We start from the raw sequence: 14165 nt of genomic DNA on the forward strand, positions 1-14165 counted from the left end.
CCGCGGCGTTAACCCGTTTCGGCGGTTATCTCGCGTCCTCCGAGACCCCGCCAATCGAACCCGTTCTCCCTTTTCTTTCTTCTACTTCACGATTACGGCTTGGAAGCGGCTTGGATCGCTCCGAACGCCCAATGCGTCTTGGGAACGTCAGCGAAGCGCGGCTCCCCGTCCTCCTCGGGCTTCCTCCCCAACAGCTTGTTCACGATCGCGACCGCTTCGGCGCGGCTGAGCGCCTGCTTCGGAAGGAAGCGGCCGTCCGGGTAGCCGTTCAACAAGCCGGCGGCGTGCGCTTGACGGATGGCGGCCTGCGCCCAGTGACCAACCGTATCGGTAAATTCCGCCACGGATGCGGCCTCCCCTTCCCGTTGAGGCAGCCCGGCCAAGAGCGCGGCCATCTCCGCGCGCGTGATCGATTGTTCCGGGCGGAAGGTGCCGTCCGGGTAGCCCTTCATCCATCCGCGAGACACGGCATTTCCGATCGCTTGGCTGGCCCAGTGGGACACCGGCACGTCGGAGAAACTGCCGGTACCGTTCTTCGTATCCGCCGGAAGGACGCGCATCAGCATGGCGGCCATCTCGGCACGCGTGACGCCGGCATTCGGCTTGAACAAGCCTCCGGCATACCCGGTAATGTAAGCGCCGGTTAAGACGTTCGCCTCCCGCCCATCCCAACCTTCTACGCGTACGACGGCGAAAAGGCCGGATGCCTTCGCGTCGATTGCAATGCCTGCTTGGCCGTTGGGTCCTTGCGCTGTGGGACGGCCTCGGTCCAAGCTGCCTTCAGCGCCGCTTCCTTCGCTATAGACGCCCGTGTCCGACGCGCCCCCGGCTGGCAGCGTGAGCGTCACGGCTCCCAAGTTCGTCTCCAACTTGACCGGATCGCCGAGCAGCGTTACCGCGCCATTGCCTGCGACCGTCTTCACGGCCGCTGCCTTCTCTGCACGCTTCGCGACAGCCGTCTTCGCCGCAACATCGCGCGTCGGAGATACGACGAGCCTGACGGGACCGGAAACGCTCTGCAACGAAGCCGCGGGGACGACGATTACGGTTGACGGCAGCTTGAGTCCGAGAGCGATGCTCTCCTTCGCCAGGAGCTGCGCCGCGTCCGCCGACAAGGCAAGGACGAACTCCGCTGCTTGATCGCTGAGCGGGGGCAGCGAAATATCCAGTTGAGATTGCGCCTTCGTCTTCAGCTTCGCTGCCGCATCGGAGACTTTTCCGGAGGAGAGGTCAAGCGCGTCCCGAATCCGTCCGTCCGCTGTACGCTCGCGGCTGACGCTCGTTTGGTCTCCGGAACTGAGGTCTGCCGTATAGGTTTCGGCCGTCCCGCCGCCGTTTCCGCCCCCGCCTGTTCCACCGCCGCCGCCACCGCCGCCTTCGGACGGCGCGACCGGCTTCACCGGCGTCGACGCGGCCGAAGCCGGGGATTCTCCGTTCTCGTTGACGGCCGCGACCGTGAACGTATACTCGGTGCCGTTGGTCAGACCGCCGACCTCCAGCGGACTGGAAGTGCCGCTCGCCGTCAGGACGGCTTGGCCGCCGGCCCATGCGGTCGCTTTGTATCCCGTGATCGGGCTGCCTCCGTCATCCGCGGGAGGCAGGAAGCGGACGGTCGCGCTCCGGTCGCCCGGGTCCGCCGTGACGGCGGTCGGCGCGCCCGGCTCTCCCGGCAGCCCGACTTCGGCCGAGCGATCGGATGGTTCCGAGTTTCCCTGAGCGGTCACCGCCGTCACCGTGAACGTATAAGTCTTCTTGCTCGGCAGCCCCGTCACCCGGATCGGGCCGGCCTCGCCCGCCCCGGATCCCGCCTGCGCGCCGCTTTCCCAAGCCGTGGCTACGTACCCGGTCACCGGGATGCCGTAGACGGCGGAAGGCGCGAAGCTTACGCGAATCTCGCCGCCATCCCTCACAGCGGTCACGCCCGAAGGCGCGTCGGGCAGACCGTCAGGCACGACTGCAGCCGAAGGCGCCGACGGCGCGGAATCCCCTTCAGCGTTGACTGCGGTCACCGTGAACGTATAGGCTTTTCCTTTCGTGAGGCCCGTGACCTCAATCGGACTGCCGAGCCCCTCAACCGTACGTTCCGCCGTGCCGTTCGCCCAGGCTGCCACCGTATACTTCCGGATCGGACTCCCCCCGTTCGACGGAACGTCGAAGCTCACCGTCGCCATCTCGAAGCCGGATTCCGCCTCAATGCCTGTCGGGGCGTCCGGTACCGATATCGCCGTCGTGAAGGTCCAAGGACTCGCGTCGGACATGCCGCTGTACAAGTTGCCGGAGGCATCCCGGAACGCGCCGCGCGGCACGTAAACCTGATAGGTCGTCCCTCCGGACATGACGTGTGACGGTCGGATCTCTACCGTCGCGCCGTTCACCAACACTTTAGCGCTGCCCGCATCGATCTCCTCGATCCGTTCAATCGGCGGGAAGTCGCTGTTTATCCGAAACAATTGAATGATCCGGCCTGCCACCGGCTCTACCGGCTCATCGAACGTGAGCGTCAGCTTCCCGTCCCGGCCGGCATCTTCCTCTCCGTCTTCCGGCAGCAATTGAATCACGGCTGGCGGCGTCGTATCCGCGGCCAGCGCTCTTGGCGCGTGATCGCCGTCAAGATTGGCCGCGTAAGTTGTTCTATTCGTGCCCGCCGCCTCGACTTCGCTCCCCAACAGCTGCCAGGAACGGTCGCTCCCCGCCGCCTCCGCTCTGCCGCTTCCGCCGATCGCCCACAACGTTTGCAAAGCGACCAGAATCGCAAGCGCCGTCATGCCGGCGCGCCTCCAGCTTGTCCAAATCATGCTATGCATCTCTCCTTCGACAATGAGGGACAATATCTCCCCGGTTCTGTCGAAGAATAGCAGGCCGCGCTCCCAAATTACTCTCAAGCTTCTCCCAACAAAAAAAGAGGCCAACCAGAAATCTCTGGCTGACCCCATCATACGGAAGCCCCGCGAAGGAGTCTCTCCTGCGCCGCTCCGGCGCGTGGGCGCTCAAGGCACTTACCGCGAATCCTCATACAGGACGTTGATGACGATCGCGAAGCGGGCGCGCTGCAGGTATTCCGGCGAAAAGTCGACCGTGCTCATGGCATTGTTGTCCGAAGCTTGGAAACCCCAAAGCGGCTGCCGGTCGCCAAGAACGTGCTGGCGATCAGGATCGCCAAAGCCCGTCGAATGCGAACAGCCATGCGCCCCCTCCTTCCACCCCCTCGCAGGAGGACACTTGGAACTGCTTCTTGCCCCAGGCGCGCGCGATCTCGGCGTTCTTGCAGGTAAACGTCGTCTGATTCCTGTCGCTATAGATATCCCGGGAATCGTCGATTCGCACTTCGATCGTCTTGCCGTCCGACCAGAGGTCGTATATGACGGGACCGCTGTCTAACCCTTGCTGTACGGCCATCATCCGGTCGCCGCGATGCTGCTTGAAGTGGCGCACGAACGCCGTCGCCGTAGCGAGATCTTGCCGATCGAACCGAGTCAGAATATGCCCGCCTTGCCGGTCCTGTGCGCGGGTGGCGCAGCCGGTCAGAAGCAGCAGCACCACGACCGACGCGGACAGCCATTTCAACAAAACCGCGAGCCACGAATGGTAGACCGTATCCGTCACCAACTTCCATCTTTATTCCGGTGCCGTTGGCCGCGACGATGCTTGTACGGCCTCGGCCTGCGGATCGGCCTCATAACGCCCGTCGCATCGGACAAGCCATAGACGCGCTTAGCGATCTTCCGCCGCGGCCGAGCCTTCCGCGCCCGCGGCGCGCAGCAGCTGCAGCTCCCGATCCGGCGCAAGTCCGGCGCGGCGCGTCTCCTCCGCGCTTCGGGATGCGTCCCATGCCGCTGTATCGCGGATCGTATCCGCGAGCGGGCGGAACGCGAGCCCCTCGGCCAGCGCGCGGTCGATATTCACGGCCAGCATGTGAGCGACGTCCGACGTCTCTCCCTCGCCGGGAATCCAGAGCGGGATCTCGATCCATGGCCCCGCCTCCTGCGCCAGCAGCGCGTCGTCGCTCATCCAGACGAGGCGCGCATCGCCGTTCAACGTCTCGTTGCACGCCTCCAGGAAGCTTCCCATGGAGAGCCGCCGTTCAGGCCCCGTCGCATTGAACGTGCCGGTCCGCTGCCGCTCGGCCATCCGAACGATCCATTCCGCCAGGTCGCGGACGTCGATGAACTGGACGCCGGCGTCCGGGTGCCCCGGCGCGAGCACCTCCCCGCTCTTGCGGATACGGGTAGGCCAGTAGGTGAATCTGTCAGTCGGGTCCTGCGGCCCGACGATCAACCCGGGCCTCACGACGAGCGTCCGCCCGGGCAGCAGCTCCTCGATCGTCTCTTCGCATGCGGCTTTCAACGCGCCATAGTGCAGGCTTACTTCCTCGGTCTCTGGATCGGCCAGCCGGGCGACGGGCCAATCTTCGCTTCCCCCAGGACGGCTCAGATCGGCGTAGACCGAGATGCTGGAGACGAAGATATAGCGGTCTACGGCGTCCCTCAGCAGGTCCGCCGATTGCCGGACGATCCGCGGCACGTAGCCGGAGCAATCGACGACGGCGTCCCACCGCCGGCCCTCGAGCGCGGTCAGACGGCCGTCCCGATCGCCTTGAAGCCGTTCTACGCCTGCGGGGAGCTGCCCCGATTCGGTCTGCCCGCGATGAAAGATCGTCACTTCGTGTCCGGACCGAACGGCCGCATGGACGAGATGATAACCCAGAAATCGGGTGCCTCCGAGAATTAACAGCTTCATAAGTCGCCCTCTCCTTCTTCGATTCGCGTAGAATGGCGTTCGGCTCGGCAAGCGATCTTGCGCATCAATCCGGTCTGGCTGGAGCGCTTCCTGCCGCGCAGGCTTGGCAGACGCACGCCTTGCCCCTCCGCTCCGCCGGGATCGCGGAGAGCACTTCCTTGGGGATCCGCGTGCGCATGCACCAGCACTGCTCGATAGGTTGGCCTGCCAGCAAGGCGCAGCCGTTGTCACCGCCGCAGACGGGACAGATCGCGGGATCGATGTTCTCGTGCAATGCATATCCTCCTTCCGGACGCTGCCCGCCTATCTATCTTCGGTTAGACGCAAAATCAGGGAATAAGTTCCAAACCAGGACCGCAGCGCCGCGAGCCCGAACATAGGGTAAACGAACGAAGCTTCCCTAATGTTACGTTCGGCGAAGGCGAAGCGCTGCGCCCCGGCCGCCTTCAGTACGTCTATCCACCAGGGCTCCTGCAGATTCGCCAGCTAAGCCATGAAATTCAAGCCATAGTCCTGGTTAAAGCATACTTGCCACGGTACGCGATCCTGCTCGTTCATTTTCGGCCTCCCGGCTCTTCATTGTGCGGTCTCCGCCCCATCGACTAGAATGAGAGTGAACCCAGATGCCTATCAAACCGCCCTGCGGAGGAGGTCTCATCCAAATGAATATCGTCGTATTAGACGGACATACGCTGAATCCCGGCGATCTGAGCTGGGAGCGTCTCGAGGCGCTTGGCCCGCTTACGGTCTACGACCGGACGCCGGCTGAGCGGATCGTCGAGCGCGCGGAGGGCGCCGAGATCGTGCTCACGAACAAGACGCCGCTGCGGGCCGACGTGTTGGACCGGCTGCCCAAGCTGCGCTATATCGGCGTGTTGGCGACCGGATACGATATCGTCGACGTCCAAGCGGCAGCCGACCGGGATATCGTCGTCGCGAATGTACCTACATATGGGACGGACTCCGTGGCGCAGTTCGTCTTCGCGCTGCTGCTGGAGCTCTGCCACCGGGCCGGCCTGCACAGCGATTCGGCGCATCGCGGCGACTGGGCGGACAGTCCGGACTTCAGCTATTGGCATACGCCGCAGACCGAGCTCGCCGGCAAGACGCTCGGCATCGTCGGCATGGGCCGCATCGGCGCCCGCACCGCGGAGCTGGCCGCAGCATTCGGCATGCGCGTCCTCGCGGCGGGTCGGAGCGTCGAGCCGCAGCCGGGAGACCCGGCGAACGTGCGCCGCGCGGACCTCGCGACCGTGCTGAAGACGGCGGACGTCGTGAGCCTCCACTGCCCGCTCACTCCGCAGACGGAGCGGATGATCAACCGGGATACGCTGGCTCTCATGAAGCCGAGCGCCTACTTGATCAACACCGCCCGAGGCAAGCTCGTCGCGGAAGACGATCTCGCGGGGGCGCTCCGTTCGGGCGCGATCGCGGGTGCGGCGCTGGACGTGCTGTCCCAGGAGCCGCCGCCCCCCGATCATCCGCTCGTCGGCGCGCCGAACTGCATTCTGACGCCCCATATCGCTTGGGCGTCGTTCGAAGCGCGAGAGCGGCTGCTCCGCGCCGCTGTGGACAACGTCGCGCGCTTCCTCGCGGGCGATCCGGCGAATCTCGTCAGCCGGTGAACTGGCTGTCCGAAGCTCGCCGTCGCCGCGCTCAGGCACCGAAGTACCAGGACGAGAACCACTTGAGCGCGTGCGCGACATACGACTGCTTCACCGTCATGCCGGACAAGACCGGATAGAAGAGGATGAAGAGCCCGAGGACGACGCCCATGTAGGCATAGACGGCGCCGCGCGATAGCAGGCGGCTCTCCCGTCCCAGCATGATCAGGTAGACGGCGAGCAGGATGAGGAACGGAATGCTCGCGAAGAAATGGTAGATGAACGTCAGCCGCTGCACGCCGACCCACGGCAAATATTCCGCCGCCAGACCGACGAGCAGGAACGTGAGCCGCGGGTCCGGCTTGCGGAGGCGGACCCCGATCGCCGCGAAGACCGCCGCCGTGCCGACCCACCACACCGCCGGGTTGCCCAGCGCCGCGATGCTCGATACGTAGCCGGGCGCAACCGATCCGGCGTAATACCAGATGGGCTTCACGATCAGCGGCCACTCCCACCAACTCGAGGCGAACGGATGCGTCGCGACGAGATGGCTGTGGTAGTTGAACATGAACTTCTGGTAATTCAGCATGCCCTGGAAGTCGTGGCCCGGACCCGGTACCAGGAAGAACGGAATGTAGCTGAGCGTATAGATGACTGCAGGCACGAGCAGGAACGCGAGGCAGCACCAGCCTACGACCTGCCAGAGAAATCTCCTCTCTCTGTACCGGCGATAGAGCGCGATGGCCAGAATCACGGCCAGGCCCGCCCCCGCGTAGATGTCGATCCACTTGGAAGCCGCCCCGATGCCGAAGAACAGCCCCGCCAGCCCGAGCGGCGCCGCGCAGGCGCGGAACGATGCGCCGCCGAGACTCCGTATATAGAATTTGTACATGTAGTAGTACATCATCAGGATGAAGAATACGCCATACACGTCGATCGTGGCGATGCGCGTCTGCGTGAAGTGCATGAAGTCGAACGCGAGCAGGAAGGCCGCCAGGAAGGCGTATTCGGTCTTGCCGAACAGCCGCTTGGCGAACAGGTACAGCATCGGGATCATGGCGATCCCGAACAGCGTGCCGACGACGCGCCAGCCGAACGGATTCATGCCGAAGATCGCGACCCCGAGGGAGATGAGCGCCTTGCCGAGCGGCGGATGCGTCGTCTCGTACGGCTCGATATGATGCAGGAATTCGTAGGCGGTCCGCGCGTGATAGATCTCGTCGAAATACATGCTGTTCAAATAGGACGGCTTGTCCGGCACGGAACCGGGCTCGTCGATGAGGCGCGCCCCTTCCTCCGGGTTCGCCGACGTCGGCGCGATGGGGCGCTGCATGTCGTCCCGGAACGCGAGCTCGTAGAGCGTCCCGCCGGGCTTGGTCGCCGTGAGCCGCGCATAGCGCGCCGTGAACGAGACCGGCTGCTGCTTCCACTGGAAGACGGTGCCGCCGTTCAGCTCCAGCTGCAGCGCCGGCGTCCAGTTCTGTCCGTCCGACGATTGGGACAACTCGAACGCGCCGTCGCCGATGCCGCCGTACCAGAGGACGCTCGCGACCGTCGCCGGCTGGCCGAAGTCGTAGACGACGGCGCTGTCGGCGGCGCCGGGCTTCCAAGCGGTATCCGGGTTGCGCATCGTGCCCAGATTCACGAAGGCCAGGATTGCATAGACCGCCGTGAGGCCGGTAACGAGGAGGCGGTCGATCCGTTTCATGCGCCGCTCCGCGTTCGCCGACAGCTCCTCCCGGATGCCGCCGTCCGATGCGGCGGGACGTGCGGCCCCCCGCGGCTTGGCCTTGCCCGTCTGCGCCTTGGCAGGCGACTTCCCGACAGCCTTGTCCGGCGTCCAGCCGACATAGGCGGCGTATCCCGCGATGACGATGTTGCAGAGCGAGAGGAAGCGGAACCAGCCGTCGCCCGCAGCAAGGTAATATTGCTTGTCCAAGCTGAACTTGAAGACGTAAGCGACGTCCGCGAAATGGGTGAAGGTGAGCGCGAGGAACATCCAGAGCATCCTCCGGTCCTTCAGGAGCGCATAGGCCAGCAGCGCGAGGACGACGGCCGGGTAGCCGTAGCGCTCATGCATGTTGGTCTTCAGGGCGAACACGAGCGCGTGCGTTAGAAAGGCGAGGTAGGCGTAATGGGCGACCGGCCGCTGCCGGTAACGATAAGCGAGTACCGCGATGAAGACCACGATGAGCACGACGAACAGGTTGCTCGAGACCGTCATGCCGCTCGTCAGCTTGGCGGCGTTCAGCCCGAGCAGGCCGTACAGGTTCGCCGCGTTCAACGTGGCGTACGGATAGCTCTCGAACATGGCCCGATACCGTTCGACGATCCACCATGGCTTCTGGCCGATGGAGAACGGGAGAACCAGCAGGACGAACGCGGCGGCGCCGTATAGGATAGCGCGCGCCCAGGCTTTTCCGTCCTTTCTCCGCCAGAGGGCAATGAGGAGGACGGGGATCAGGACGACGGCCTGCGGCTTGATCAGGATCGCGACGACGAGGCAGGCGGACGCGCGCGCCAGCTTGTTCTCCGCGATGAGCCAGACGGACAGCAGGACAAACAGCGTGAAGACGGAGTCGATCTGCCCCCAGACGACCGAATTGTGGAACACCATCGGATTGAGCAGATAGAGCGGCGCCAGGACCGCCGCGACCCGCGCGCCCGCGTACTTCCGCGCCAGCCTGAATACGACCCAGGCGGCCAGCAGGTCGGCGACGATCGACGGCAGCTTCAAGAAGATCAGGGAAGCGCTCGTCTGATATTCCAGCGCGAAGACATGTTGGAACAGGCCGATTACGTAGAGCACGTAGATATAGCCCGGCGGGTAGTCGACGAACATGTCGGCGGTATAGAAGCCGGGCAAGCCCGCTTCATAAGCGTGATTCGCCCAGGCGTAGAAATCGAGAATGTCGATCGGATGGCCGGCGACGATCGGGGCGCAGACGACGCGCAGCGCCAAAGCGCCGGCGAAGAGCAGTACCGCGTAGCGCGCCCCGCGACGGGTGTCCGGGTCCGGCAGACCGCCTTCGCCCTTACGGAGAGCGAGGACGGCCCAGTAGCCGAGCAGCGCGTACGCCGCGGCGAACAGGAACATCGCTGTGACGTACGGCGCGTGCGAGGAGGTTCCGCTCGTCGCGCCGGCCGGAGGCAGCTCGTCCGGCGTCAGCGACAGGACGGTCGCGCCCGCGGGCGCCGCCTCCACCGCTTCGAGCGCGATGTCGTCGAAGTCCGCGGTCCCCGCGTTCAGATTGCCGTAGCCGCCCAGCCGAACCGCGACGCCGATCTCCCGCTGGTCCGGCCCGGTGCGTCCGTACATCTCGAGCGGGACCCACTGTCCTTGGGTATCCTTCACGTCCGCCGAAGTGCTCCCGATGCCGAGGACGGAGACGTTCGCGCCCGTCCGGGCCGGATCGATGCCCGAGGCGCGTACCCAGGCGGACAGCCTGTAGACGGTGTCGGGCTCGACCGCCACCGTCTGCACCCAGCGCGCGTCGTTGGACTCGGCGCTCTGGATGCGCAGATAGCGGCTGCCGGTATGCCCACCGTCAGCGCCTAGCGTCAGCGCGCTGATCTCTTCGCCGCTTGCGCCCTGCGCATAGACCTCCCTCGACCAGGAAGCGGGGTCGCTCCCGTTCGCCTCTTCGGCGCCGCCGTTGCGGATGAGCGTGCTTGCCGTCTGCCCGTTGGCCGCCGACGCGAACAAGAAGAATAGGAGCAAGGTCCAGACGAACGCGAAGCCTCTCTTCATAATGCCACCTTCCGATAACCGACACCGCGCAGGAATGCCCCCGAACGATAGGCTCATTAAGGGGCATTCCGGCTGGCATCTATGAATGTTTTGAGATTCATTCTTTTTCGACGCCCGCAGCGGATTTTCCTCTTTTGGGCGGACGGAGGCAGCGGATCGAGGTTTCGCACCCCTCTATCCTCTTCAACCTTACAAATGCCGCGCGATGATGCGGACCAATTGTGCGGGGAACGCGTTCAGGTTGGATATATCCAGAAATCTTTCCTTCCCATAGATTTGTTGAATCACCTCTTTGTCTTGGCCGATGGCGGCTGCCAGAAAGGCAATTCCTTTCCGCTCGTATTCGGATACGGTCTGCTGCACGTCTTGCGCCGCATAACTTCCGGTATAGTCGTCCATCGCCTTGGGTTGCCCGTCGCTGATGCTGATCAACAGTTTGGTTTGTTGCGGCGAACTTGCCAGCCGTTCCGCCATCATTCGAAGCGCCAATCCATCCCGATTATTGCTTCGGGCGCGAATCCCCATCAGTTTGAATCGATCATGGGGATCCGGTTGATCGAAGTCGGTATAGGCAAAGATCGACATCTGCTCCATTCTGGAGACATCCGCAGTATCGCCGTAGATCAAGATGGGAATATGGCAAATTTGACAAAATTCATAGACTGCGAGAACGGCGCGCTTTGCCGCTTCTAATCTTCCGAAAGCAGCCATCGATGCCGATTCGTCAACCCTCAGACCCACCGCGAGGGAAGGGGATTCCGTTGGCGGCCGTTTCTTGGCAAAAGATCTGAAGTCCCGATATGCGACGCTTTCCGCTTGAAATTTGGTGCCGTAATAATGATTTCTCGCAAAATCGGCGGAGATCTCATGCTCCAAAAGCGGAAGCGTTTTTCTGGCGATTTCCCATATGACAGGCATAAGCTCCTTGCTGAGGCTGACATATTCCTGTTTATTTTCCAAAACGTACGTCGGACGGTGAACAATGAGCTTTACGCCCTTATGAATCGATTCGGACACGGTCTCCCGCGCTTCCCGATTCAGCTTTTTACGAAAATCTCGTTCTTTTCGTTGCGCGTCCTCCGGCATGGGATCCGGATTGGCTTGGTGATATTGGGGAGAGCCATTCTCCCCCAAATCCGAACTTTCCATCCCATCGGAGTCATCGGAAGCGCGATCGGACGATGGGCTTTCGTCGCTGTCGGCGGACTTGCTAAATGCGATACCGGTCTCCTCGGCGTTGTCGTCATCGTCAAAATCGGCATCTTCTATCGTTCCCCATGTCCGGATCTCCGCGGTGTCTAAAATTCGTTTTTTTTTACTTCCGTTTCAACCGCGTTCAAGTCTTCCAACAAATGATGGCTTCTTAGCGCATCTTCCAATATTTTAATTTCCTCGGAATCGGTTGTGATCTTATAGATGACTTTATGATAGAGGGATTCCGCCGGGGAGGCGCCTCCGGCTACCGCGTCTACCCAGTAGAAATAGGAACGCATGCCGGCCACGCCTTTTATGGCATTGGCCCGGGCTGTTTTGTCCAGCATCACAATGGTATCTGCAAATACGTCCAAAACCTGTTGATTCCTATACCCGGTTTTAGCCATTGCGCGTTCCATCATGACCGCTTTGGTCGGCAGGTCCATCTTTTCCGTATGCTGAACCCTGTCGCGCAGGGCTTCGTTTAGCGGCCTGGCCCCTGCATAACTTCGGTTTGCCGTAATGACCGCTATAAAGTCCGGATGTCTGCGTATCATTTCGGTGGGCAGGTTGATGCTGCCGTCCAGCTCCAATGCCGAATTCAGCGCCATTAACACCGCGGCATCGCGAATAACGTTCGGTTCCTGAATTTCCAGAAGGTATCCGTTTTGATAGGCTCTGACGATTTCGGAGGGGTAGAACCGATATTCCACCGCATCGCCCTCGGCGTTGTCCGCGGCCAGCTTCAGCAATTGTTTCATCTTTGACGCGGCTGCCTCCCGATTCACTCCCAGCACGTCCATCAATACTTCGGTCGCGCTTCGAAAACCGTCGTTCTCGTACAAGGCTTGCAAAGCGCTTTGGTCCGCAAGCTCCAACTTCTCTAAGCGTTCGGAGGCAATCACCGGCAATATCGCGCCAATGATATCCGACTTATCCATATCGGCAAAACAGGTTACCTTCGTGTACGGCAGCCCGAAATTCGCCGACAATGCTTTGGCAAGTTGGGTCTTACCCGTGCCGGCGTCGCCCTCCAGCAATAGATTGGCGATTCTCATTTCCCCGCGATGCCAGTTCCGCTTGATTTCATTGCAAATACGGCGTTCTTCGTCGCTGATTTGATGAGAGGACGGCTTTTTCCAAACGAGCGCTTCTTCCGCATCCGTCAATTGTCTTGCAGGCGACAAAATAAAGTCACGGTCATTCATCTTCCTTGCTCCCTTCCTAACCGCAAACCGGGGAGATCGCTCCGGCGGCGAGGCCCTCTCAACATGCTTGCAGTTCGATTTACTAAATTACTTATTTACTAATTTAGTACTTATAATACCCTGCTTGTTTTCGTTCGTCAATCCGCAAACGCAAGGCGCAGCGGGTTGACGACTCCAAAGAGGCGAGGCCAATCCGCTCCTACTGGATCCGTACAACAGGCGTAAACGAATCTTGAAGGTGCCGCGAAAAGGTGAGAACCGTGTCGCCGCCTTCCCGTTCGAGCCGAACCGGACTGCCATCGGCGAGCAAAGTCGCTTCGCCATCAAGGGATACATTTTTCACGCTTATTTGGGGGCTGCGGGGCTCGCCTAGAATCATCAAATAGAGCTTATCGTCCTTCTTCGTAAACCGGATCGATTCCCCTGACGCCGCGACCGCTTCCGCCCGCGCCCAAGGCCGCGTACCATAAATCGCTTCCCCGTTCCGCTTCAGCCATTCGCCAAATGGGGTCAATCGGCTTCGTTGTTCCTCGGGGATCCGGGCATCTTCTCCTCGCGGACCCACATTCAGCAGCAGATTGCCATTCTTGGACACGGCATCGATAAAATCCAACAATAAGGTCTCAAAGGCGGCGTAGTGTTCCTCCCGTTCATTGCGGTTATAGCCGAACGAGTTTCCGATTCCGCGCGTCATCTCCCATTTTTTCGTTTGGATATCCGAAAATTTCGTATATTCCGGCGTGGCGAAATCGCTGTGGGGAATGGCGGGCTGTACAAGGGCGGAGTGGATATCGGGGTTTTTCTTGATCATTTGCTTGACCATGACGTCCATCATGGCGCGCATCGGCTTCAGTCCCATGATTTTGTTGAACGGGCTTGCATGCTTCCACCGGTCATTGATCACGCCGTCGGGAACGACTTCGTAATAGTAGGCAAACAAACGAAACAGTCGGTCTTGGCCGGCCGGCCAACAGATATCGTTCCATAAAACGTCCGGACGGTACCGCTTGATCAGCTCGCGGACTTGGGCATCGGCATAGGCCGGATAATCGCCGCCCGGGGTGGAATAGGAATAATCCATAAACGTCTTGGAGATCCTTCGCCGGAACGTCCAATCGATGCCGCCCGAATAGTAAACGCCAAACCGCATGCCTTCCCGTCGAACCGCCGCGGCGAATTCGCCTATTAGATCGCGATCGCTAAACCAGTTCCGTTCGTGCGAATTGACGACTTCGGTCGGCCAAAGGCAAAAACCGTCATGATGTTTGGTGACGATCACGACGTATTTTGCGCCGGCGTCGCGAAAGGTTTTGGCCCAGGCAGCGGGATCCCATTTTTCCAGACCCTCCATAAACAATGGTTTGAATCCCTGATAAGGCATGTTGCCGTAATGAGCCTTATGGTACTGGGCGGATGGCGAACGAGAGTCCTTGATCGCGTTCCAGTAGCCTTCCGCATAGGGGTAGTTTAACATCGCCCGATCATAATCGTTCTTCAGCGTCTCCGCTAGACTGCCTAAGGGTGCAAATCCGGGAACGGAAAACAACCCCCAGTGAATAAACACCCCGAATTTGGCATCTTCAAACCATGCCGGAACCGGATGTGCCTGAAGAGACTCTTTGGTGGGATAATAGATGGGATGATTCAATATACTCGTACCTCCTCTGACTC

The 14165-nt window shown here is 61.4% G+C and carries 9 protein-coding genes; 1 reads left to right on the forward strand and 8 read right to left on the reverse strand.

The genetic code is table 11. The features are described from left to right. Window positions 1–92: 92 nt before the first annotated feature. From H7C19_RS29650 to H7C19_RS29665, 4 genes are all read right to left on the reverse strand, one after another. Window positions 93–2795 carry an S-layer homology domain-containing protein gene (locus H7C19_RS29650; RefSeq protein WP_185672715.1) on the reverse strand — a complete coding sequence of 901 codons (2703 nt, stop codon included), beginning with the start codon at window positions 2793–2795 and terminating at the stop codon, window positions 93–95. A 352-nt stretch (window positions 2796–3147) separates the two neighbouring features. After that, window positions 3148–3606 carry a DUF4362 domain-containing protein gene (locus tag H7C19_RS29655; RefSeq protein WP_221469553.1) on the reverse strand — a complete coding sequence of 153 codons (459 nt, stop codon included), beginning with the start codon at window positions 3604–3606 and terminating at the stop codon, window positions 3148–3150. 105 nt (window positions 3607–3711) lie between these two features. Beyond that, window positions 3712–4737, reverse strand: coding sequence for an NAD-dependent epimerase/dehydratase family protein (locus tag H7C19_RS29660; protein ID WP_185672717.1), 1026 nt, complete (start codon window positions 4735–4737; stop codon window positions 3712–3714). 64 nt (window positions 4738–4801) lie between these two features. Next, complete coding sequence (locus tag H7C19_RS29665; protein WP_185672718.1) at window positions 4802–5011, reverse strand: cysteine-rich CWC family protein; 210 nt, start codon at window positions 5009–5011, stop codon at window positions 4802–4804. A gap of 388 nt (window positions 5012–5399) precedes the next feature. On the opposite strand from H7C19_RS29665, the gene H7C19_RS29670 reads away from it, so the two are divergent. After that, window positions 5400–6362 carry a D-2-hydroxyacid dehydrogenase gene (locus H7C19_RS29670; RefSeq protein ID WP_185672719.1) on the forward strand — a complete coding sequence of 321 codons (963 nt, stop codon included), beginning with the start codon at window positions 5400–5402 and terminating at the stop codon, window positions 6360–6362. 31 nt (window positions 6363–6393) lie between these two features. Here the strand turns inward: H7C19_RS29670 and H7C19_RS29675 are convergent, their stop codons facing one another. The 4 genes from H7C19_RS29675 to H7C19_RS29690 form a co-directional block, all read right to left on the reverse strand. After that, entirely contained in the window at window positions 6394–10092 is a 3699-nt protein-coding gene (locus H7C19_RS29675; protein ID WP_185672720.1) for a glycosyltransferase family 39 protein, read from the reverse strand. Between the two features lie 189 nt (window positions 10093–10281). Further along, on the reverse strand, window positions 10282–11241 hold the full coding sequence (locus H7C19_RS29680; protein ID WP_185672721.1) for a vWA domain-containing protein: 960 nt from the start codon (window positions 11239–11241) through the stop codon (window positions 10282–10284). A gap of 149 nt (window positions 11242–11390) precedes the next feature. Further along, a complete protein-coding gene (locus tag H7C19_RS29685; protein WP_185672722.1) occupies window positions 11391–12494 on the reverse strand; it encodes an AAA family ATPase in 1104 nt (367 codons plus the stop codon). A gap of 199 nt (window positions 12495–12693) precedes the next feature. Then, window positions 12694–14142 (reverse strand): alpha-L-fucosidase, encoded by a 1449-nt coding sequence (locus tag H7C19_RS29690; RefSeq protein ID WP_185672723.1) that lies wholly within the window; start codon window positions 14140–14142, stop codon window positions 12694–12696. Window positions 14143–14165: the final 23 nt, after the last annotated feature.

This window comes from Cohnella nanjingensis, assembly GCF_014212125.1.
Classification (GTDB): domain Bacteria; phylum Bacillota; class Bacilli; order Paenibacillales; family Paenibacillaceae; genus Cohnella; species Cohnella nanjingensis.

Coding starts and splice junctions, on each gene's coding strand:
- H7C19_RS29650 (WP_185672715.1), bottom strand. CDS start 2,795: ATGATTTGGACAAGCTGGAGGCGCGCCGGCATGACGGCGCTTGCGATT.
- H7C19_RS29660 (WP_185672717.1), bottom strand. CDS start 4,737: ATGAAGCTGTTAATTCTCGGAGGCACCCGATTTCTGGGTTATCATCTC.
- H7C19_RS29670 (WP_185672719.1), top strand. CDS start 5,400: ATGAATATCGTCGTATTAGACGGACATACGCTGAATCCCGGCGATCTG.
- H7C19_RS29675 (WP_185672720.1), bottom strand. CDS start 10,092: ATGAAGAGAGGCTTCGCGTTCGTCTGGACCTTGCTCCTATTCTTCTTG.
- H7C19_RS29680 (WP_185672721.1), bottom strand. CDS start 11,241: ATGGAAAGTTCGGATTTGGGGGAGAATGGCTCTCCCCAATATCACCAA.
- H7C19_RS29685 (WP_185672722.1), bottom strand. CDS start 12,494: ATGAATGACCGTGACTTTATTTTGTCGCCTGCAAGACAATTGACGGAT.